At 61.7% G+C, this 16,494-nt stretch carries 18 protein-coding genes; 10 read left to right on the top strand and 8 right to left on the bottom strand.

Going from position 1 to position 16,494, the window contains the following annotated elements; genetic code table 11:
* A complete protein-coding gene (gene topA / locus G6N74_RS03160) occupies positions 1–2,619 on the bottom strand; it encodes a type I DNA topoisomerase (RefSeq protein WP_165114180.1) in 2,619 nt (872 codons plus the stop codon).
* A gap of 289 nt (positions 2,620–2,908) precedes the next feature.
* On the opposite strand from topA, the gene G6N74_RS03155 reads away from it, so the two are divergent.
* Positions 2,909–3,112: a hypothetical protein gene (locus G6N74_RS03155; RefSeq protein ID WP_091916756.1), complete on the top strand. Its 204-nt coding sequence runs from the start codon at positions 2,909–2,911 to the stop codon at positions 3,110–3,112.
* On the opposite strand, the gene dprA is transcribed toward G6N74_RS03155, so the two are convergent.
* Genes dprA through G6N74_RS03135 form a run of 4 tightly spaced genes read right to left on the bottom strand, consistent with a single transcriptional unit; the run spans position 3,074 to position 7,112 of the window.
* On the bottom strand, positions 3,074–4,207 hold the full coding sequence (gene dprA, locus G6N74_RS03150; RefSeq protein ID WP_165114178.1) for a DNA-processing protein DprA: 1,134 nt from the start codon (positions 4,205–4,207) through the stop codon (positions 3,074–3,076). The genes G6N74_RS03155 and dprA overlap by 39 nt on opposite strands.
* On the bottom strand, positions 4,204–4,818 hold the full coding sequence (plsY, locus tag G6N74_RS03145) for a glycerol-3-phosphate 1-O-acyltransferase PlsY (RefSeq protein WP_165114176.1): 615 nt from the start codon (positions 4,816–4,818) through the stop codon (positions 4,204–4,206). Before plsY ends, dprA begins: the two co-directional genes overlap by 4 nt.
* A gap of 45 nt (positions 4,819–4,863) precedes the next feature.
* A complete protein-coding gene (locus G6N74_RS03140) occupies positions 4,864–6,150 on the bottom strand; it encodes a dihydroorotase (protein WP_165114174.1) in 1,287 nt (428 codons plus the stop codon).
* The gene (locus tag G6N74_RS03135) at positions 6,147–7,112 is read right to left on the bottom strand and encodes an aspartate carbamoyltransferase catalytic subunit (RefSeq protein ID WP_165114172.1); all 966 of its coding nucleotides are present in this window, start codon (positions 7,110–7,112) and stop codon (positions 6,147–6,149) included. The genes G6N74_RS03140 and G6N74_RS03135 overlap by 4 nt, the downstream gene beginning before the upstream one ends.
* Before the next feature lie 169 nt (positions 7,113–7,281).
* On the opposite strand from G6N74_RS03135, the gene G6N74_RS03130 reads away from it, so the two are divergent.
* Entirely contained in the window at positions 7,282–8,907 is a 1,626-nt protein-coding gene (locus tag G6N74_RS03130) for a DNA alkylation response protein (RefSeq protein ID WP_165114170.1), read from the top strand.
* Here G6N74_RS03130 and G6N74_RS03125 read toward each other — a convergent pair.
* Entirely contained in the window at positions 8,892–9,827 is a 936-nt protein-coding gene (locus tag G6N74_RS03125; protein ID WP_165114168.1) for an AEC family transporter, read from the bottom strand. The two genes, G6N74_RS03130 and G6N74_RS03125, sit on opposite strands and share 16 nt — an antisense overlap.
* 171 nt (positions 9,828–9,998) lie before the next feature.
* Here G6N74_RS03125 and G6N74_RS03120 point away from each other — a divergent pair, with 171 nt between their 5' ends.
* The gene (locus G6N74_RS03120) at positions 9,999–10,553 is read left to right on the top strand and encodes a hypothetical protein (protein WP_165114166.1); all 555 of its coding nucleotides are present in this window, start codon (positions 9,999–10,001) and stop codon (positions 10,551–10,553) included.
* The gene (locus G6N74_RS03115; RefSeq protein ID WP_165114164.1) at positions 10,553–10,864 is read left to right on the top strand and encodes a DUF6105 family protein; all 312 of its coding nucleotides are present in this window, start codon (positions 10,553–10,555) and stop codon (positions 10,862–10,864) included. Before G6N74_RS03120 ends, G6N74_RS03115 begins: the two co-directional genes overlap by 1 nt.
* Here the strand turns inward: G6N74_RS03115 and ruvX are convergent.
* Positions 10,831–11,316: a Holliday junction resolvase RuvX gene (ruvX, locus tag G6N74_RS03110; RefSeq protein WP_165114162.1), complete on the bottom strand. Its 486-nt coding sequence runs from the start codon at positions 11,314–11,316 to the stop codon at positions 10,831–10,833. The genes G6N74_RS03115 and ruvX overlap by 34 nt on opposite strands.
* A gap of 78 nt (positions 11,317–11,394) precedes the next feature.
* Here ruvX and G6N74_RS03105 point away from each other — a divergent pair, with 78 nt between their 5' ends.
* The 5 genes from G6N74_RS03105 to G6N74_RS03085 all read left to right on the top strand — a co-directional run bounded on the left by G6N74_RS03105 (position 11,395) and on the right by G6N74_RS03085 (position 15,276).
* Entirely contained in the window at positions 11,395–12,102 is a 708-nt protein-coding gene (locus tag G6N74_RS03105; RefSeq protein WP_091916773.1) for a metal-dependent hydrolase, read from the top strand.
* Positions 12,103–12,202: 100 nt separating this feature from the next.
* Positions 12,203–12,490: an Asp-tRNA(Asn)/Glu-tRNA(Gln) amidotransferase subunit GatC gene (gene gatC, locus G6N74_RS03100; protein ID WP_119818150.1), complete on the top strand. Its 288-nt coding sequence runs from the start codon at positions 12,203–12,205 to the stop codon at positions 12,488–12,490.
* Positions 12,491–12,497: 7 nt separating this feature from the next.
* Entirely contained in the window at positions 12,498–12,965 is a 468-nt protein-coding gene (locus tag G6N74_RS03095; protein WP_165114159.1) for a GNAT family N-acetyltransferase, read from the top strand.
* Positions 12,965–14,446, top strand: a complete 1,482-nt coding sequence (gene gatA, locus G6N74_RS03090; RefSeq protein ID WP_165114157.1) for an Asp-tRNA(Asn)/Glu-tRNA(Gln) amidotransferase subunit GatA — start codon at positions 12,965–12,967, stop codon at positions 14,444–14,446. Before G6N74_RS03095 ends, gatA begins: the two co-directional genes overlap by 1 nt.
* A 35-nt stretch (positions 14,447–14,481) precedes the next feature.
* The gene (locus G6N74_RS03085; protein WP_165114155.1) at positions 14,482–15,276 is read left to right on the top strand and encodes a YdcF family protein; all 795 of its coding nucleotides are present in this window, start codon (positions 14,482–14,484) and stop codon (positions 15,274–15,276) included.
* Here G6N74_RS03085 and G6N74_RS03080 read toward each other — a convergent pair.
* The gene (locus tag G6N74_RS03080; RefSeq protein WP_165114153.1) at positions 15,228–15,980 is read right to left on the bottom strand and encodes a DUF599 domain-containing protein; all 753 of its coding nucleotides are present in this window, start codon (positions 15,978–15,980) and stop codon (positions 15,228–15,230) included. The genes G6N74_RS03085 and G6N74_RS03080 overlap by 49 nt on opposite strands.
* A gap of 299 nt (positions 15,981–16,279) precedes the next feature.
* On the opposite strand from G6N74_RS03080, the gene G6N74_RS31140 reads away from it, so the two are divergent.
* On the top strand, positions 16,280–16,405 hold the full coding sequence (locus tag G6N74_RS31140; protein WP_281353934.1) for a hypothetical protein: 126 nt from the start codon (positions 16,280–16,282) through the stop codon (positions 16,403–16,405).
* Positions 16,406–16,494: the final 89 nt, after the last annotated feature.

Genomic DNA, 16,494 nt, shown 5'->3' with positions numbered 1-16,494 from the left:
CTAGTCCTTTGTTTTCGCTGCCGGCTTCTTAGCTGGTGCTTTTTTTGCGGGGGCCTTCTTGGTGGCAGCGGCCTTTGCCCGGGCCGGCTTCTTGCCGCCGCCCTTGGCTTCCTTCTCGGCTATCAATGCCAAGGCGTCCTCGACCGTCACTGTCATCGGGTCTTTGCCCTTCGGCAGCGTCGCGTTGACCTTGCCGTAGTTGACGTAAGGCCCGTATTTGCCATCGCGCACGGTGATCGCGCCGCCGTCGGGATGCTCGCCGAGTTCCTTGAGCGCGGCAGGTGTACCGCCATTGCGGCCGCCTTTGCCCTTCAACTGTTTTTCGGCGATCACCGAAACGGCGCGGTTGAGGCCGATTGAGAACACGTCCTCGATGCTTTCGAGATTGGCATAGGTGCCGTCGTGAAGCACGAAGGGACCGTAGCGCCCAAGCCCGGCCGAGATCATCTTGCCGCTTTCCGGATGCTTGCCGACATCGCGCGGCAGGGCCAGCAGCGCCAGCGCCTTTTCATGGTCGATGCTTGCCGGCGTCCAGCCCTTAGGCAGGCTGGAGCGTTTTGCTTCCTTGCCTTCGCCGCGCTGGATGTAGGGGCCGAAGCGACCGCTGCGCAGGGTGATCTCTTCCGACGTGTAAGGATCGGTGCCCAGCACCTTGTTGCCGTCTTCACCGCCGGCAGATTCGCCATCGCCATTGACGGCGTCGCCAAGCTGGCGCGTGAAACCGCATTCGGGATAGTTCGAGCAGCCGACGAAGGCGCCGTATTTGCCGAGTTTCAGCGACAGGTTGCCGGTGCCGCATTTCGGGCAGATGCGCGGATTGGAGCCATCTTCGCGCGCCGGGAACACCAGCGGCGCAAGTTCCTCGTTCAGCGCGTCGAGCACGTCGGTGACGCGCAGTTCCTTGATGTCATCGACGGAGGCTGAAAAATCCTTCCAGAAGTCGCGCAGCACGTCCTTCCAGGCGAGCTTGCCGTCGGAAATCTCGTCGAGCTTTTCCTCGAGCGCCGCCGTGAAATCGTACTCGACATATTTTTCGAAGAAACTTTCCAGGAAGGCCGACAGCAGCCGTCCCTTGGATTGCGGGATCAGCCTGCGCTTGTCGATGGTGACATATTCGCGGTCTTCGAGCGTCTTCAGGATCGCCGTGTAGGTGGAGGGGCGGCCGATGCCGAGCTCTTCCATCTTCTTGATCAGCGAGGCTTCCGAATAGCGCGGCGGCGGTTCGGTTGAATGCTGCGTGGCGAGGATGGCGTCGCGGTCTAGCGCTTCACCGGCGCGGATTTCCGGAAGACGCTTGTTTTCCTCGTCTTCCGAATCCTCGTCCTTCTGGTCCGTATAGGCGGCGATGAAGCCGTCGAAGCGGATCACCGAGCCGACTGCGCGCAAGGCAGCGATGCGGGTACCGTTGGTCGCCTCGATCTCGGCCGTCGTGCGTTCGATCTCTGCCGGCTGCATCTGGCTGGCGATCGCGCGCTTCCAGATCATGTCGTAGAGCCTGAACTGGTCGGCATCGAGATATTGCCGGACCGAGTTCGGCGTGCGCATGAAATCGGTCGGGCGGATCGCTTCGTGCGCTTCCTGTGCGTTCTTGGCCTTGGCCGTATAATTGCGCGGGTTTTCGGGCAGGTATTTGCCGCCGAATTCCTTGACGATGGCCTCACGTGCCTGCGTCACCGCCTCGGGTGCCATCTGCACGCCGTCCGTTCGCATATAGGTGATCAGGCCGGCCGTCTCGCCGCCGATGTCCATGCCTTCATAGAGACGCTGCGCAACCTGCATGGTGCGCACCGCCGAAAAGCCGAGGCGCGACGATGCCGCCTGCTGGAGCGTCGATGTCGTGAAGGGTGGGCCGGGATTGCGTTTGGTCGGCTTGGCTTCGACCGTCAGCGCCTTGAAGCTCGCGCCTTCCAGCATCGTCTTGATGTCTTCGGCCTGCGCCTGTGACGAAATATCGAGCTTCTGCAGCTTCTTGCCGTCGAAGGCAGTCAGCCGCGCTTCGAACTTGTCGTTGCGCGGCGTGCCGAGCATGGCGGCGATCTGCCAGTATTCCTCACGGATGAAGCGCTCGATCTCGGCTTCGCGGTCGCTGACCAGGCGAAGCGCCACCGACTGCACGCGGCCAGCCGAGCGAGCCCCGGGCAACTTGCGCCACAGAACCGGTGAAAGGGTGAAACCGACGAGATAGTCGAGTGCACGGCGCGCCAGATAGGCATCGACCAGCGGCACGTCGATCTGGCGTGGATTGGCCATCGCCTCCAGCACCGACTGCTTGGTGATGGCGTTGAAGACCACGCGGCTAACCGGCTTATCCTTCAGCGCGCGCTTCTGCTTCAGCACTTCCAGAACATGCCAGGAGATCGCTTCACCTTCGCGATCCGGATCGGTTGCGAGAATCAGGCCGTCGGCGGCTTTCACCGCGTTGGCGATCTCGGTCAGCCGCTTGGCCGAAGGGCCATCGACCGCCCACGACATGGCGAAATCTTCATCGGGCTTTACCGATCCGTCCTTGGCCGGAAGATCGCGGACATGGCCATAGGATGCCAGAACCTTGTAGTTCCGACCGAGGTATTTGTTGATTGTTTTCGCTTTAGCCGGCGATTCGACGACGACAACGTCCATGAGGGCTCGTATTTCCAGAGTGGCGCCCAAATCAAGCTGCGGCGCACGACAGATATTTTCAATTGGCTCGTCACATGGCTGCCGTTTGCCGTCCGGTCAAGGGGCGGGTGGCAAAATCGGCCTTATTGCGAGTTGTACAACTCCTGCAAGATGTATCGCATGGGTTGCAATTTAAGATAGCTGTAATATATTTGATGTTACCAGGGGTTGTATCGTTCCAAGAGTTTTGTAAGTCGCAAACATTCAAGCTCCACGAACTACGCTTCGTGGGATACCAGGAGTATTGCCGATGGGTCATGTCTTTACAACACGACGCACCGATACGCTGGATTACATGCAATCGATGCTCGGCCAGCTTCGTACCATGGCCGAGTCGGAACGCTGCGATATGCTCGCCTACCTGATCGAGATGGCCTATGTCGAAACCAGCGACATCATACGCGGCGAACGTCCGTCACGGGTCCAGCAGGACAAGAGACACCGAGCCACCTGAGTGACGCTCCAACCGGCCCGCGAGGTCGAGCTCCAGCAGGATCATGAACACCTGCGCCGGGTGAAGCCCGTTATGGCGTATGATTTCATCCACTCCGACCGGCACTGGCCCCAGTGCTTCGATGACGCGGGCGCGGTCGTCGTCTAGCGGCGGCGGCGTTGCTGAAAAGTCCGGCGGTTCCTCGAATGCGGGTGGCAGGGGCAGGGGTGCCCCAATCAGAGGCGCAATCGCCGAAGTGATGTCGTTGACCTCAGTCACGAGGGTCGTGCCATCCTTGAGAAGGCCGTTGGTGCCTGCTGCACGAGGATCGAGCGGCGAGCCCGGCACAGCAAAGACCAGCCGGCCCATTTCTCCCGCCAACCGCGCGCTGATCAATGAACCGGAGCGCTTCGCCGCTTCCACGACGATCAGTCCGAGCGCCATGCCGGCGACGATGCGGTTGCGGCGTGGAAAATCCTGCGCGCGCGGCTCCCAGCCGAATGGCATTTCGGAAACCACTGCGCCGCCATTTTGCGCGATCTCCTCGCAAAGCCCGATATTTTCGGGCGGGTAGGGACGATCCAGCCCGCCGGCTAGAACGCCGACCGTACCTGTGGCGAGGCCGCCTTGATGCGCCGCCGTATCGATGCCGCGGGCAAGGCCGGAGATGATCGAGTAATTTTCACGGCCAAGCCCGTCGGCCAGCATCCGCGCCATTTTTATTCCCGCCAGCGAGGCATTGCGCGCGCCGACGATTGCGATCGGCGTCAGGCCGAACACCGCACCGGTGCCCTTGACCGCGAGCAGAGGCGGCGGGTTGTCCATGCGGCGCAGCACAGGCGGATAGTCGGCCTCGCCGATGCCGACGAAACGCGCACCGTGCTTTCGCGCCGTCTCCATTTCCGCTTCGGCCTGCGCGATGGAAGGGATGCGCGCGACACGGTTTGCGCCGCCTGACATCATCAGTTCCGGCAGCATTTCGATCGCCGTCTCTGCCGAGCCGAAACGATTGATCAGGTCGCGAAAGGTTGCCGGGCCGACATTGGGTGTGCGGATGAGCCGTAGCCAGTTGAGCCGTTGCCGGTCGCTGAGGCGGGGACCGGCTGCGACATTCATCCCTTGGCTCCGATGCGTGATTCGGTTCCGACCAGCAGCCGGGAGATATTCGCCCGATGTTTTATCACTACGATCAGGCTCATGATCGTGAACAATGCCGCCACGGCGTGAGCACCGAAGAAATAAAGAGCGATAGGCACCGCGACCGCCGCGATGAGGGCCGCCAGCGACGAATAGCGCGTGACGAAGGCGATCAGCAGCCAGACGACAGCAAAGACCAGAGCGCCTTTCCAGGCGAGGCCGATGAGGACGCCGAGATAGGTCGCCACGCCCTTGCCGCCCTTGAAACCGAGCCAGACCGGAAAGAGGTGGCCGAGAAAAGCGCCGAAGCCGGCGACCAATGCCGCTTCCGGCGCATAAAGCCCGGCGATGAGAACTGCGGCCGTGCCCTTGAGCGCATCGAGAACGAGGGTGAGAGCCGCGAGCTTCTTGTTGCCGGTGCGCAGAACATTGGTCGCGCCGATATTGCCGGAACCGATCTTGCGAACGTCGCCAAGTCCGGCAGCGCGCGTGATCAAAAGGCCGAAGGGAATCGAGCCGAGCAGATAGCCGAAGACGAGTGCCACAATGAGAAAGGGCAGCGGTAGCTGCCACGCCGACAGATCAGCCATTGTTTCCCCTCCAAACCGGAACGCATGCGTATTGGTGTTCCGGCTTTAACCCGCAAACACTGTGCGGCCCGAAACCATTGTTTGCAAGACCCTGCCTTGCAGGCGCGCGCCTTCGAAGCAGGTGTTTTTCGAGCGAGAACGGATGGCATCCTCGCGCACGATCCAAGGCTCCTCGAGATCGACCAGAACCAGATCGGCCGCCGCTCCCGGTTTCAGCGTGCCGCCGGGCAGGCCGAACAGTTTTGCCGGCGCAGTCGAAAGCACCTCGATCACGCGCAGCAGCGACAGATACTCATTGTGATAGAGGCGAAGTGCGGCACCCAGCAGCGTTTCCAGCCCGATCGCGCCGTCGGCGGCGTCGGCGAAAGGCAGGCGCTTGGTGTCGACGTCCTGCGGATCGTGCGAGGAGACGACGATGTCGATGGTGCCGTCTCTCAGCGCTTCGATCATCGCCAGCCGGTCGTCTTCAGTGCGCAGCGGCGGCGACAGGCGGAAGAAGGTACGGTACTCGCCGACATCGTTCTCGTTGAGCGACAGGTGGTTGATCGAGACGCCGGCGGTAACCTTGGCGCCATCGGCCTTGGCGCGGGCAATTGCATTGGCCGACATCGCCGTGGAAATCTTGGCGGCGTGGTAGTTGCCGCGCGTGAGCCGAGCCAGCATCAGGTCGCGCTCCAGCGGGATCGCCTCGGCCTCGCGCGGAATGCCGGAAAGGCCGAGCCAGCTTGCGTACAGCCCTTCGTTCATCACGCCCGAACCGGCCAAGTCCTTGTCCTGCGTCTCATGGACGATCGTTGCGCCGAAATCGCGGGCATAGGTCAGCGCGCGGCGCATCGTCAGCGCGTTGGAAATTGTGTGCCGGCCATCGGTGAAGGCGACCGCGCCGGCTTCGCGCAGCAGGCCGAATTCGGTCATCTCGCGGCCTTCAAGGCCCTTGGTGATGGCAGCGGCCGGAAAGACATTGACCGAGGCCGTGTCTCGCGCCGTCCGCAGCACGAACTCGACCAGCGCGACATTGTCGATCACCGGGTCGGTGTCGGGCATCATGATGACCGAAGTCACGCCGCCTGCCGCGGCGGCCACGCTTGCCGACGCGATCGTCTCGCGATGTTCGCCACCGGGCTCGCCGATAAAGACGCGCCCATCGACCAACCCGGGAATGATCGCCTTGCCGGCGCAATCGATGATCGCCGCGCCTTCCGGCGCACCCTGGTTCAGCGCTGCTGCGCCCGCCGCGACAATCTTTTTGCCGTTGACGATGACGGTTCCGACCTCGTCCAGTCCGCGCGACGGGTCGACGATGCGGGCGCGTTGGAAAACGGTGACGCTCATGCCGATACCCCCTCGCGGTTGCGACGAGGATCGAGCAAGGCTTCCATCACGGCCATGCGCACGGCGACGCCCATCTCCACCTGTTCCTGGATCACGCTTTGCGGGCCGTCGGCGATTTCGGATGCGATTTCGACGCCGCGATTCATCGGGCCGGGGTGCATCACCAGCGCGTCGGGTTTTGCCGCCTTCAGCTTTTCCGCGTCGAGCCCGAAATAGCGGAAATATTCGCGCACCGACGGCACGAAGGCGCCTTCCATGCGCTCGCGCTGCAGGCGCAGCATCATCACCACGTCGGCGTCCTTCAGTCCCTCGGCCATGGTCGCGCAGACTTCGACGCCCATCTGCGCGATGCCCGATGGCAGCAGCGTGGACGGGGCAACGACGCGCACCCGGGCACCAAGCGCATTCAGAAGGAGAATATTGGAGCGGGCCACGCGTGAATGAAGAATGTCGCCGCAGATCGCCACCGTCAGCCGGGAGAGGTTGCCCTTGGCGCGGCGGATCGTCAGCGCATCGAGCAGTGCCTGTGTCGGGTGCTCATGCGCGCCGTCGCCGGCGTTGACTACGGAGCAGCCGACCTTCTGCGCCAGAAGGGCGGCAGCACCGGCCGAAGCATGGCGGATGATGAGGATATCGGGCCGCATCGCGTTCAGCGTCATTGCCGTGTCGATCAGCGTTTCGCCCTTCTTCACCGAAGAGCTTGCCACCGACATATTCATGACATCGGCGCCGAGGCGTTTGCCGGCCAGTTCGAAGGACGACTGCGTTCGCGTCGACGCTTCATAGAAGAGATTGATCTGCGTGCGGCCGCGCAGCGTCGATGTCTTCTTTTCATGTCGTCGGGAAATCGCCACTGCGGCGTCGGCGCGATCGAGCAAAAGCTCTATGTCGACGGGAGATAGATCCCGTATGCCGAGCAGGTGGCGGTGCGGATAAAGGGGCAGGGACGAAGCTTCTGTCATCTCAAGGCCGTGCTATATGCGCGCGCAAAAGCCATCGCAAGCTGTCGTTGTGGGTTGGCGCGATTTCTCCCGGGATTTTAATCGCGCGGCTACCAATCCTTGCGTTATAAAACCGTCCACCCCGCTTCGGATTCGCATGGCGCGCCGAAGAACCAGTTAAGGAAAGCGCGTGACCGACGAGGTAACGAACCAGCCCCCGCCATTGACCGGAAGCAATGCCTGGCGGGGCGATCCGTTGCTGGTACAGCTTGCCGAGCATTTTTCGGAGCCGGTCCGCAAGGATCTGGATGGTCTCGGCCGTTTCGTTTTGAGCTCCGAAGCGCAGGATCTTGCGCGCCTCGCCAACACTGAAACGCCAAAGCTCAAGACGCATGACCGGCAGGGCCGGCGCATCGATCTGGTCGAGTTCCATCCCGCCTATCACGCGCTGCTGCGCCGTTCGGTTGCCGTCGGCTTGCACTCCTCGGTGTGGGAAAACGGCGCCAACGAAACCGGCAAGCGCCATCAGATTCGCGCCGCGCGATTCTATCTGACGTCCGAGCTGGAGTCCGGGCATCTCTGCCCGATCACGATGACCAATGCCTCGCTGGCCGCGTTGATGGCCAGCCCGAAACTGTTTCGCGAATGGGCGCCCCGCGTCACCACGCGCAAATACGATCAGGCGCAGAAGCCGCCGGTCGAAAAGACCGGGCTGACGCTCGGCATGGGCATGACCGAGAAGCAGGGCGGTACGGATGTGCGCGCCAACACCACCAAGGCCGAACGTGTCGGCAGCGGTTTTTATCGGCTCACCGGCCATAAATGGTTCATGTCGGCACCGATGTCAGATGCTTTTCTGGTGCTTGGGCAAGTGCGCGAGGGCCTGTCATGCTTCCTCGTGCCGCGTATCCTGGGCGATGGAACCGGCAATGGGTTTCGTTTCCAGCGCCTGAAGGACAAGCTGGGCAACCGCTCCAACGCTTCCTCGGAAGTCGAGTTCGTCAACTCCATCGGCGAGATGGTCGGCGAGCCGGGCGAGGGGGTGAAGACCATCATGGACATGGTCACGCTGACCCGCCTCGACTGTGCCGTCGCATCGTCGGGCATCATGCGCGCGGGGCTGGCGGAAGCCGTCCATCATGCCCGCCACCGCCAGGTGTTCGGCTCCAGTCTCATCGAACAACCGCTGATGCAGCGCGTTCTGGCCGACATGGCGCTGGACGCTGCCGGCGCCACGGCGCTGTCGTTTCGGTTGGCGCGGTCGTTTGACGAGGCCGCGAGCGATCGTGGCGAGGCGGCATTCGCGAGGGCCATGACGCCTGTGGTCAAATACTGGGTCTGCAAGATCGCACCGGCATTGCTTTACGAGGCGATGGAGTGCCTCGGCGGCAACGGTTATGTCGAGGAAGCGCCGCTGGCGCGCTACTACCGCGAGGTTCCGGTCAATGCGATCTGGGAAGGCTCGGGCAATGTCATGGCGCTCGATGTGCTGCGTGTGCTTGGTCGCGCGCCGGGCCTTTTCGATGAAGTGCTTGCCGGCATCGAGCGTGACCTGGGCGCCGGCGGGCCCGGCACCATCGGCGTTTTGCGTGCCGCCATGCAGGTCGCATCTTCAGACGAAGGTTCGGCGCGCATACTGACCGAACAACTCGCGCTGTCGGCCGCCGCCGCCGAACTGAAGCGGTTGGGGGCAGGGCGCATTGCCGACGCCTTCATCGAAACGCGGCTGGCCGGCCAATGGCGCGGAACCTACGGCATGCTCGACGCGCGCCACGATGCGCGCATGATCGTTGATACGCTCTATCCTGCCAACTGAGCCGTAACTGCCAGCACGGCTGGTATGGTGACGAACGAGACAATCGTCTGCAGCGTGGTGACGGCGGCGTAGAGTTCTGCATCGCCGCCAAGTTGCCGCGCCAGCAGATAGCCGTTCATGGCAGATGGCACCGCCGCGCAAAGCGCCAGGTAGCTGAGTTGCAACCCACTGACGCCGAAGGCAAGACCCGCGCCGACAAGCAATATCGGGAAGACCACCAGTTTGAGCACCAATGGCAGGACAAGGCCGAGACGCGGTTGCCACAGGTCGCTGACGCGCAACGCAGCCCCCACCGCGAGAAGTCCCATTCCGAGCGCCGCATTTGCGATCAGGCCGAGCGCCTGGTTGAGCGGCCCGTAAAGTTCGAACGGCAATTGCCTGAACAGGATACCGGCGAGCGAACCGAGAATCATCGGATTGGTCACGATGCCGCGGCCAATGCGCGCCCAGTTTATGGAATGGTCGGCAAACCGCGTGACGGTGAAAACCGTGGTCAGGTTTATCGGTATGATGATGACCGCCATGACAAGGGCCACCACCGCCATTCCGGCAGGCGGGAATATCTTCTGGGCGATCGCCAGTGCGATGAAGCTGTTCCAGCGCACCGACGTCTGGAAGATCGAGGAGAATTCGCTTTTGCGGACAAGGCCGCTGGGTTTCAGGAGAGGCCACAGCGCAAGGGTGATGGCGATCATCGCAACCAATGCCACCAGCAACGCGGCCATCATCGCGTCGAGCTGAAGTCCGCTGAAATCGGCATTGTAGATCGTGACGAACAGCAGCGCAGGATAAAGGAACCAGAAGCCGATCTGATCCAGGCCAAGCCACGCCGACGAATCGATCAGCGGCATGCGACGCAGGAGATTACCGCCGATGATGAGCAGGAAAATCGGCAGGATGCTTTCGAAGATCGGGAGCATGGACGCTTCAAGGTTGAAGGCGAGGGCGGGGCGGCGAACGATGGACGGTTCTATAGAGCCTATGTCTTGCCGTTATCAACAGCGCGCCTCCGTCCGTTAACCTTAACAAATGGTTTCCGTTGCGGTGAAAATGCTCCGGCTCCACTGTGGAAGGAGACCAAAAGGATTCCCATGCGCCATCTTCTCGGCTCCTTCTTGACCTTCCATTGGGCAGCAGCCTTCGCGCTGCTGGCGATGGCCTGCGTCTTCGGAAGTGCCGGTGGTGCTTCGAATGCGCTCGATATCCTCGGAATAGCCTTGCCGGATGAAAACGCAGTCACTGTCGGTTCGCCGTCCAGCGTCTTTCTCTCGGTGACTTTTGCACTCGTGGCAGCCCTGTTCCTCTGGGCATTTCTGACGCTGTTCCTCTGCGAACCTTCGGATCAGGGTGACCCGGACGAAGTGACCCGCGTGGCCTTCGCTGCCGCTGCAGGCGTCCTGTCCTTGATGCTGGTTCTGGGGGTTATGCGCGCGGATGCCGGCATCTTTCCAGTAGTCGCGGCGGTTCTTGCGGCGATAACCACGTCCTATCTCGCTATACAGGCCGAGCGCTGGGCAGCATTGCTGACGGCTTCACCCGAAGAGGACGATGCCCAAGAAGTGGCGCGGTCGATGGCGATGGGAGCAGCCCACGGAGCCATGCTGTCGCGCATTTCCGGCCGGCACGACCCGCGAGGGAACGCCTGATGCGTTATGTTCTTGCGCTTTGGGCTTTGCCGCTGGTGCTGTTCTGGGGCTGGTTCGGCCTGTCATTCTACAACATCAATTTCGGCTATGTCATGCTGACCAGGCAGGTGCACGATCTTGTCTTTCAGCTCTATGGCGACACGCTCGGCATCGATCCGACCATCATCCCCGGCATGGTCGCCAAGGCCTGCATCATCGACACGCTCATCGTGCTAGCCATCTATGCGTTTCGTCGTCGCCGCCAGATTGGCGCATGGCTGAAAACGCAACGCGAACGTTATCTTGGCGAGGCCTCTTCACCGAGCGCGTAAAGCCGATCCAGAACGCCTTGCAGAATGAAGGCGGCGGCAGCGGAATCGATCTTCGTCTTCCGTTTTGCCCGCGACATGTCCATTTCGATCAGGCTGCGCTCGGCGGCGACCGTCGACAGCCGCTCGTCCCAGAAGGCGAAGGGCAGGTCGGTCATGCGCGCGATGTTGCGCACGAAAGCGCGCGAAGCCTGGGCGCGAGGTCCTTCGCTGCCGTCCATGTTGATCGGCAGGCCGATCACCACCGCGCCGGTGTTTTCCTTCGTCAGCAGGTCGATGAGGCTCGCCGCATCCACGGAAAACTTCTTTCGGATGATGACGGGGCGCGGGTGGGCAAACGACAGGCCGCGATCGGATACGGCAACGCCGATCGTCTTGTCGCCGAGATCAAGCCCGGCAAGCGTCCTGCCATTGGCCAATAGGGTCGGCAGGTCTTCGATCACGACAATGTTCAATGGCTCGCCGCTTTCCTTTTGACATGAATGCGCTGCCTTCTATCTTCCCGGCAAGAGAAAATCGAGGAGACGACCTTCATGAAAATCACCTGGTATGGCCAATCCGCATTCCGCGTCGAAGCAGGCGGCGCAAAGATCCTGATCGATCCGTTCCTCAGCCAGAATCCGTCATGGGGCAAGGGATGGGAAGGGCCAGCCGAAGGTATAACCCATTTGCTCCTCACGCATGGCCACAATGACCATGTCGGCGATTCGGTCGAAATCCTGAAGAAGACAGGCGCGCAGCTCGTCGCCAATTTCGAGATCTGCATGTATCTCGTCGGCAAGGGTGCCAGCGGCGACAAGATCAATCCGGGCAATCTCGGCGGCACCGTTGATTGTGGCGGCTTCACGACGACCTTCGTCCAGGCGCTGCATTCCTCGTCCTTCGGCGGCGAGGGCGGATCGAACGTCTATCTCGGCAATCCCGGCGGCCTTGTTCTGCATTTCCCCGACGACCGCACACTCTACCATATGGGCGATACCGATATTTTCTCCGACATGGCGCTGATCAACGAACTGCACGAGCCGAAGATCGGACTGGTACCCGTCGGCGACCGCTACACCATGGGCGGCGCGGTCGCGGCCTTGGCCTGCCAGCGCTTCTTCAAGTTCGAGACGGTCATACCTTGCCACTACGCGACATTCCCGATGCTGGACCAGACGGCGGAGAAATTCGTCGATGGCATGGAAGGCTCGGGCGTCGATGTCATCGTGCCGAAGGTCGGCGAAAGCAGGGACATTTAGCCGCCCGAAGGCAATCGCGCGGACATGCTTGTTGCGCACCGCGCTTGGCGCCGCTATAGCCCGAACATGATTAGCAGCCCGGATTTCCGGAGAGTTTTTGATGTCCGTCGATAAAGCCACCGTCAAGCGCGTCGCCCATCTTGCCCGCATCGCCGTCACCGAGGAAGACGCCGAGCGCATGACCGGCGAGTTGAATGCCATCCTCGGCTTTGTCGAGCAATTGAACGAAGTCGATGTTTCCGGCGTCGAGCCGATGACCTCGGTGACGCCGATGGCAATGCGCAAGCGCGAAGACATCGTCACCGACGGCAACAAGGCGGCCGATATCGTCGCCAACGCGCCGGCAACTGACGAGAACTTTTTCCTCGTCCCGAAGGTCGTGGAGTAACACCACGATGACGGTAACGATTGCCATCGAGACCCCGTTGCAGGACGACGTGCGCGCCATGGTGGCGGATCTCAACGCCCACATGATCCCGCTTACGCCGCGGGAGTTTCAGTTCCAGTTGACCGTCGAGCAGATGGCCGAACCGACCGTGACGGTACTTGTCGCGCGCAACGAAGCCGGCCGACAGGTCGGCATGGCTTCCCTCAAGGATCATGGCGAAAGCCTCGGTGAAGTGAAGCGCATGTTCACGCTGCCGGAAGTGCGCGGCCAACGTGTCGGCACAAAGCTTCTGCAGCGCATTGAATCGCTGGCGCGCGAAAAGGGAATTTCGCGGCTCGTGCTGGAGACGGGCGAAGCACCGGGCTTCGAGCCGGCCTGGCGCGTCTATGAGCGTGGCGGGTTCCAAGTCTGCGGCGCGGTTCTCGACTATCCCGATTCCGGCTTTTCCCGTTTTTACGAAAAGAACCTTGCCTGATGAGCGACCTTACCAAACTGACCATTTCCGAAGCCCGCGAGAAACTTCGCTCGAAGGACATCTCGTCCGTCGAACTGACCGACGCCTATCTCGGCGCAATCGACGCTGCCAACCAGACCTTCAACGCCTATGTCGCGGTCACGCATGACAAGGCGCGCGACATGGCCAAGGCATCGGACTACAAGCTTGCCAACGGCGAGGGTGGGGCACTCGAGGGCATCCCGCTCGGCATCAAGGATCTGTTCGGCACCGAGGGCGTGCACACGCAGGCTTGCAGCCATGTGCTCGACGGCTTCAAGCCGCGCTACGAATCGACCGTGACCGCCAATCTCTGGGCTGATGGTGCGGTGATGCTCGGCAAGCTCAACATGGATGAGTTCGCCATGGGTTCGTCCAACGAGACCTCCTACTACGGCGCGGTCGTCAATCCGTGGCGCGCGGGTGGTTCGAACAGGCAGCTCGTTCCCGGTGGTTCGTCGGGTGGTTCGGCTGCGGCGGTATCATCCTGGCTCTGCGCCGGCGCGACCGCGACCGATACCGGCGGCTCGATCCGCCAGCCGGCTGCGTTCACCGGCACGGTCGGCATCAAGCCGACCTATGGCCGTGTCTCGCGCTGGGGCGTCGTAGCTTTTGCCTCCTCGCTCGATCAGGCCGGCCCGATCACCCGCGACGTGCGCGATGCCGCAATCATGCTCAAATCCATGGCTTCGGTCGATCCGAAAGACACGACCTCGGTCGATCTACCGGTGCCGGACTATGAGGCTGCGATCGGCCGCCCGATCAAGGGCATGAAGGTCGGCATTCCGAAGGAATACCGTGTCGATGGCATGCCGGAAGAGATCGAGGTGCTGTGGCAGAAGGGCATTGCCTGGCTGAAGGATGCCGGTGCCGAGATCGTCGACATCTCGCTGCCGCACACGAAATATGCGCTGCCGGCCTATTACATTGTGGCACCCGCTGAAGCCTCGTCCAACTTGGCGCGCTACGATGGTGTTCGCTACGGCCTGCGCGTGCCGGGCAAGGACATCACCGACATGTATGAGCAGACGCGCGCCGCCGGCTTCGGCCGCGAGGTCAAGCGCCGCATCATGATCGGCACCTATGTGCTCTCGGCCGGCTATTACGACGCCTATTATCTTCAGGCGCAGAAGGTGCGTACGCTGATCAAGAAGGATTTTGAGGACGTCTTCGCCGCCGGCGTCGATGTCATCCTGACGCCGGCGACGCCGTCGGCTGCCTTCGGCATCGCCGATCAGGACATGGCCAGCGATCCGGTGAAAATGTACCTCAACGACATCTTCACCGTCACCGTGAACATGGCCGGCCTGCCGGGCATCGCGGTTCCGGCCGGGCTCGACGCGCATGGCCTGCCGCTCGGTCTCCAGCTTATCGGCCGGCCCTTCGATGAGGAAACGCTGTTCCAGACCGCCCACGTCATCGAGCAGGCGGCGGGACGGTTCGAACCGGAGAAGTGGTGGTAGAGATTGTTCCGCCATCCTTTTGAAAAGGTGACGGGATGTTCTTTGTAGTCTCCAAAGTCTTCTGGTTTTTCATCCAGCCGCTGAACCTTGCGATCTTCCTGCTGCTGGCCGGCGTGATCGGCCTGTTTCTCGGTTGGCGGCGGCTGGCCGCGACCGGCTGCGTCAGCGCGTTCCTGATCCTCGGATTAGCGACGTGGACATCGCTCGGCGCGATGCTGATGAACCCGCTGGAAGAGCGCTTTCAGCGCCCAAGCCTGCCGGAAAAGGTCGACGGCATCGTCGTGCTGGGCGGTGGGCTGGAAGGCGCGATCAATCTGGCGCGCGGCGGCTACGAGATGAACAGCGCCGGCGATCGTTTTGTCGAGGCAGCCGTTCTTGCGCGACGTTTTCCGGATGCGAAGATCGTGATCTCCGGTGGCGTCGGCACATTGGTTCTTGAAGGCGAGGGCGATGCCGATACCGCGCCCCGGCTGCTGTCGGCGCTCGGCGTTGCGCCTGAACGCATGGTGCTCGAAAACCAGTCGCGCAACACCTACGAAAATGCGGTTTTCACCAAGCGGCTGGTGACGCCCACGCCGGGCGAGACGTGGCTTCTGGTTACCTCAGCCTTCCACATGCCGCGTTCCATGGCGCTGTTTCGCAAGGCCGATTTCTCGGTACTGCCATGGCCGGTGGATTATCGCACGTCGGGCGAGGAGGGCGTCGGCTTGTTCCGCGACAACCCGCAGGATTCCCTTCAGAATACGACGATGGCGATCCGCGAATGGATCGGGCTTTTCGCCTATTGGCTCTCGGGGCGGATCGACTCACCGTTTCCCGGCCCGGCGTAATCCTGCGCTTCGACCATGACGGCCTCTCTTGCCGCTGAAAAGAACTGGCGGCGCAAAAGCACGGCGAACAGGATCACCGTCGTCAGCGCGAACACGATCGGGTCAACGAACCAGCCGAGATAGCCGATCGAGAAGAAGATGCCGCGCAGACCAGCGTTGAAGTGCTTCCCGGCCAGTATGTTCATGCGCGCAGCGCGGCGGATCGCGGTTTCCATCTCGATTTCGTTGGCATGACCATCCCTAACCATGGGCACCGCTCCGATCAGGATCGAGCAGTAGTTGAACAGCCTGTAAGACCAGCCGAATTTGAAGAACGAATAGGCCAGGATGACGATCAGCCCGAGCACCTTGATCTCGAAGATCGGCCGCGACGGAGCACTGGCAAAGGGCAAGTCCGACAGAACCGTCAGCACATGATCTGACGCGCCGAGCAAGGCGAAGCAGCCACCGACTGCAATCAGCGAGCTCGAGGCGAAAAACGCGGTTCCCTGCTGGAGCCCGACCATGATGCTCGTGTCGATCATGCGCAATTCGCGCCGCGCCATCGTCTGCATCCAGGCTTCACGCTGGGCGTTCATTGCTCGGCTCAGCGAAACGCGACTGACCAGCTTGCCGTCGGCGGCGAGCGTATGCACCACCCAGGCAACCAGGAAGAAGGCCAGTGCGGCGAGATCGGCTGCCGTCAGGTGAAGAGAATCGAGCATGCCGCGAACATATCACGGCGACGTGATGCCGAGAAAAGCCCTTCATCAAGCGGACGGGCTGCGACACAATCCCGCCGCACAGCTTGCGAAAGCGTTTACGCGCAAACCCGGATAAATCATTGATTTTATTAAAATGCGGATGGCCGGCGCATGGCAGATATGCGAAATCCGCCTTGCTTTTGCCTCTTTTGCAGTTGCGAAGGCCGGTGGAACGGCGTATCCAGCCATTCCACTGCGGGGTGGGAAAAGAAACGGCAGCAAGCCGTTCTCGCAAGAATTACAGGATAGAAAAAGACATCATGGACGACAGCGTTCAGAAATCCTGCTGGGGCCTCACGGCCAAGGCAGTGATCGGCATTGCAGGCATCATCGTACTTTTCTGGCTGGTCAGCGGGGCCGAAGCGGCGGCAGCGGTCGCAAGCTGACCCCGGCAGACAGCATCAAAATCTCAAAGAGGCGCGGTTTTCCGCGTCTCTTTTGTTTTGAGGGTGTCGTTGGCGAAGCAACAGAGGTC

It is taken from the genome of Mesorhizobium zhangyense (assembly GCF_011045115.1).
Lineage (GTDB): Bacteria > Pseudomonadota > Alphaproteobacteria > Rhizobiales > Rhizobiaceae > Mesorhizobium_M > Mesorhizobium_M zhangyense.
The sequence above is the reverse complement of the archived record's forward strand: the minus strand, read 5'-3'. Positions and strand labels throughout refer to the sequence as shown.

Bases quoted from the DNA above. Each gene is read 5' to 3' on its own strand.
- topA (WP_165114180.1), bottom strand. From the start codon at position 2,619: ATGGACGTTGTCGTCGTCGAATCGCCGGCTAAAGCGAAAACAATCAAC.
- G6N74_RS03155 (WP_091916756.1), top strand. From the start codon at position 2,909: ATGGGTCATGTCTTTACAACACGACGCACCGATACGCTGGATTACATG.
- dprA (WP_165114178.1), bottom strand. From the start codon at position 4,207: ATGAATGTCGCAGCCGGTCCCCGCCTCAGCGACCGGCAACGGCTCAAC.
- plsY (WP_165114176.1), bottom strand. From the start codon at position 4,818: ATGGCTGATCTGTCGGCGTGGCAGCTACCGCTGCCCTTTCTCATTGTG.
- G6N74_RS03140 (WP_165114174.1), bottom strand. From the start codon at position 6,150: ATGAGCGTCACCGTTTTCCAACGCGCCCGCATCGTCGACCCGTCGCGC.
- G6N74_RS03135 (WP_165114172.1), bottom strand. From the start codon at position 7,112: ATGACAGAAGCTTCGTCCCTGCCCCTTTATCCGCACCGCCACCTGCTC.
- G6N74_RS03125 (WP_165114168.1), bottom strand. From the start codon at position 9,827: ATGCTCCCGATCTTCGAAAGCATCCTGCCGATTTTCCTGCTCATCATC.
- G6N74_RS03120 (WP_165114166.1), top strand. From the start codon at position 9,999: ATGCGCCATCTTCTCGGCTCCTTCTTGACCTTCCATTGGGCAGCAGCC.
- G6N74_RS03115 (WP_165114164.1), top strand. From the start codon at position 10,553: ATGCGTTATGTTCTTGCGCTTTGGGCTTTGCCGCTGGTGCTGTTCTGG.
- G6N74_RS03105 (WP_091916773.1), top strand. From the start codon at position 11,395: ATGAAAATCACCTGGTATGGCCAATCCGCATTCCGCGTCGAAGCAGGC.
- gatC (WP_119818150.1), top strand. From the start codon at position 12,203: ATGTCCGTCGATAAAGCCACCGTCAAGCGCGTCGCCCATCTTGCCCGC.
- G6N74_RS03095 (WP_165114159.1), top strand. From the start codon at position 12,498: ATGACGGTAACGATTGCCATCGAGACCCCGTTGCAGGACGACGTGCGC.
- gatA (WP_165114157.1), top strand. From the start codon at position 12,965: ATGAGCGACCTTACCAAACTGACCATTTCCGAAGCCCGCGAGAAACTT.
- G6N74_RS03085 (WP_165114155.1), top strand. From the start codon at position 14,482: ATGTTCTTTGTAGTCTCCAAAGTCTTCTGGTTTTTCATCCAGCCGCTG.
- G6N74_RS03080 (WP_165114153.1), bottom strand. From the start codon at position 15,980: ATGCTCGATTCTCTTCACCTGACGGCAGCCGATCTCGCCGCACTGGCC.
- G6N74_RS31140 (WP_281353934.1), top strand. From the start codon at position 16,280: ATGGACGACAGCGTTCAGAAATCCTGCTGGGGCCTCACGGCCAAGGCA.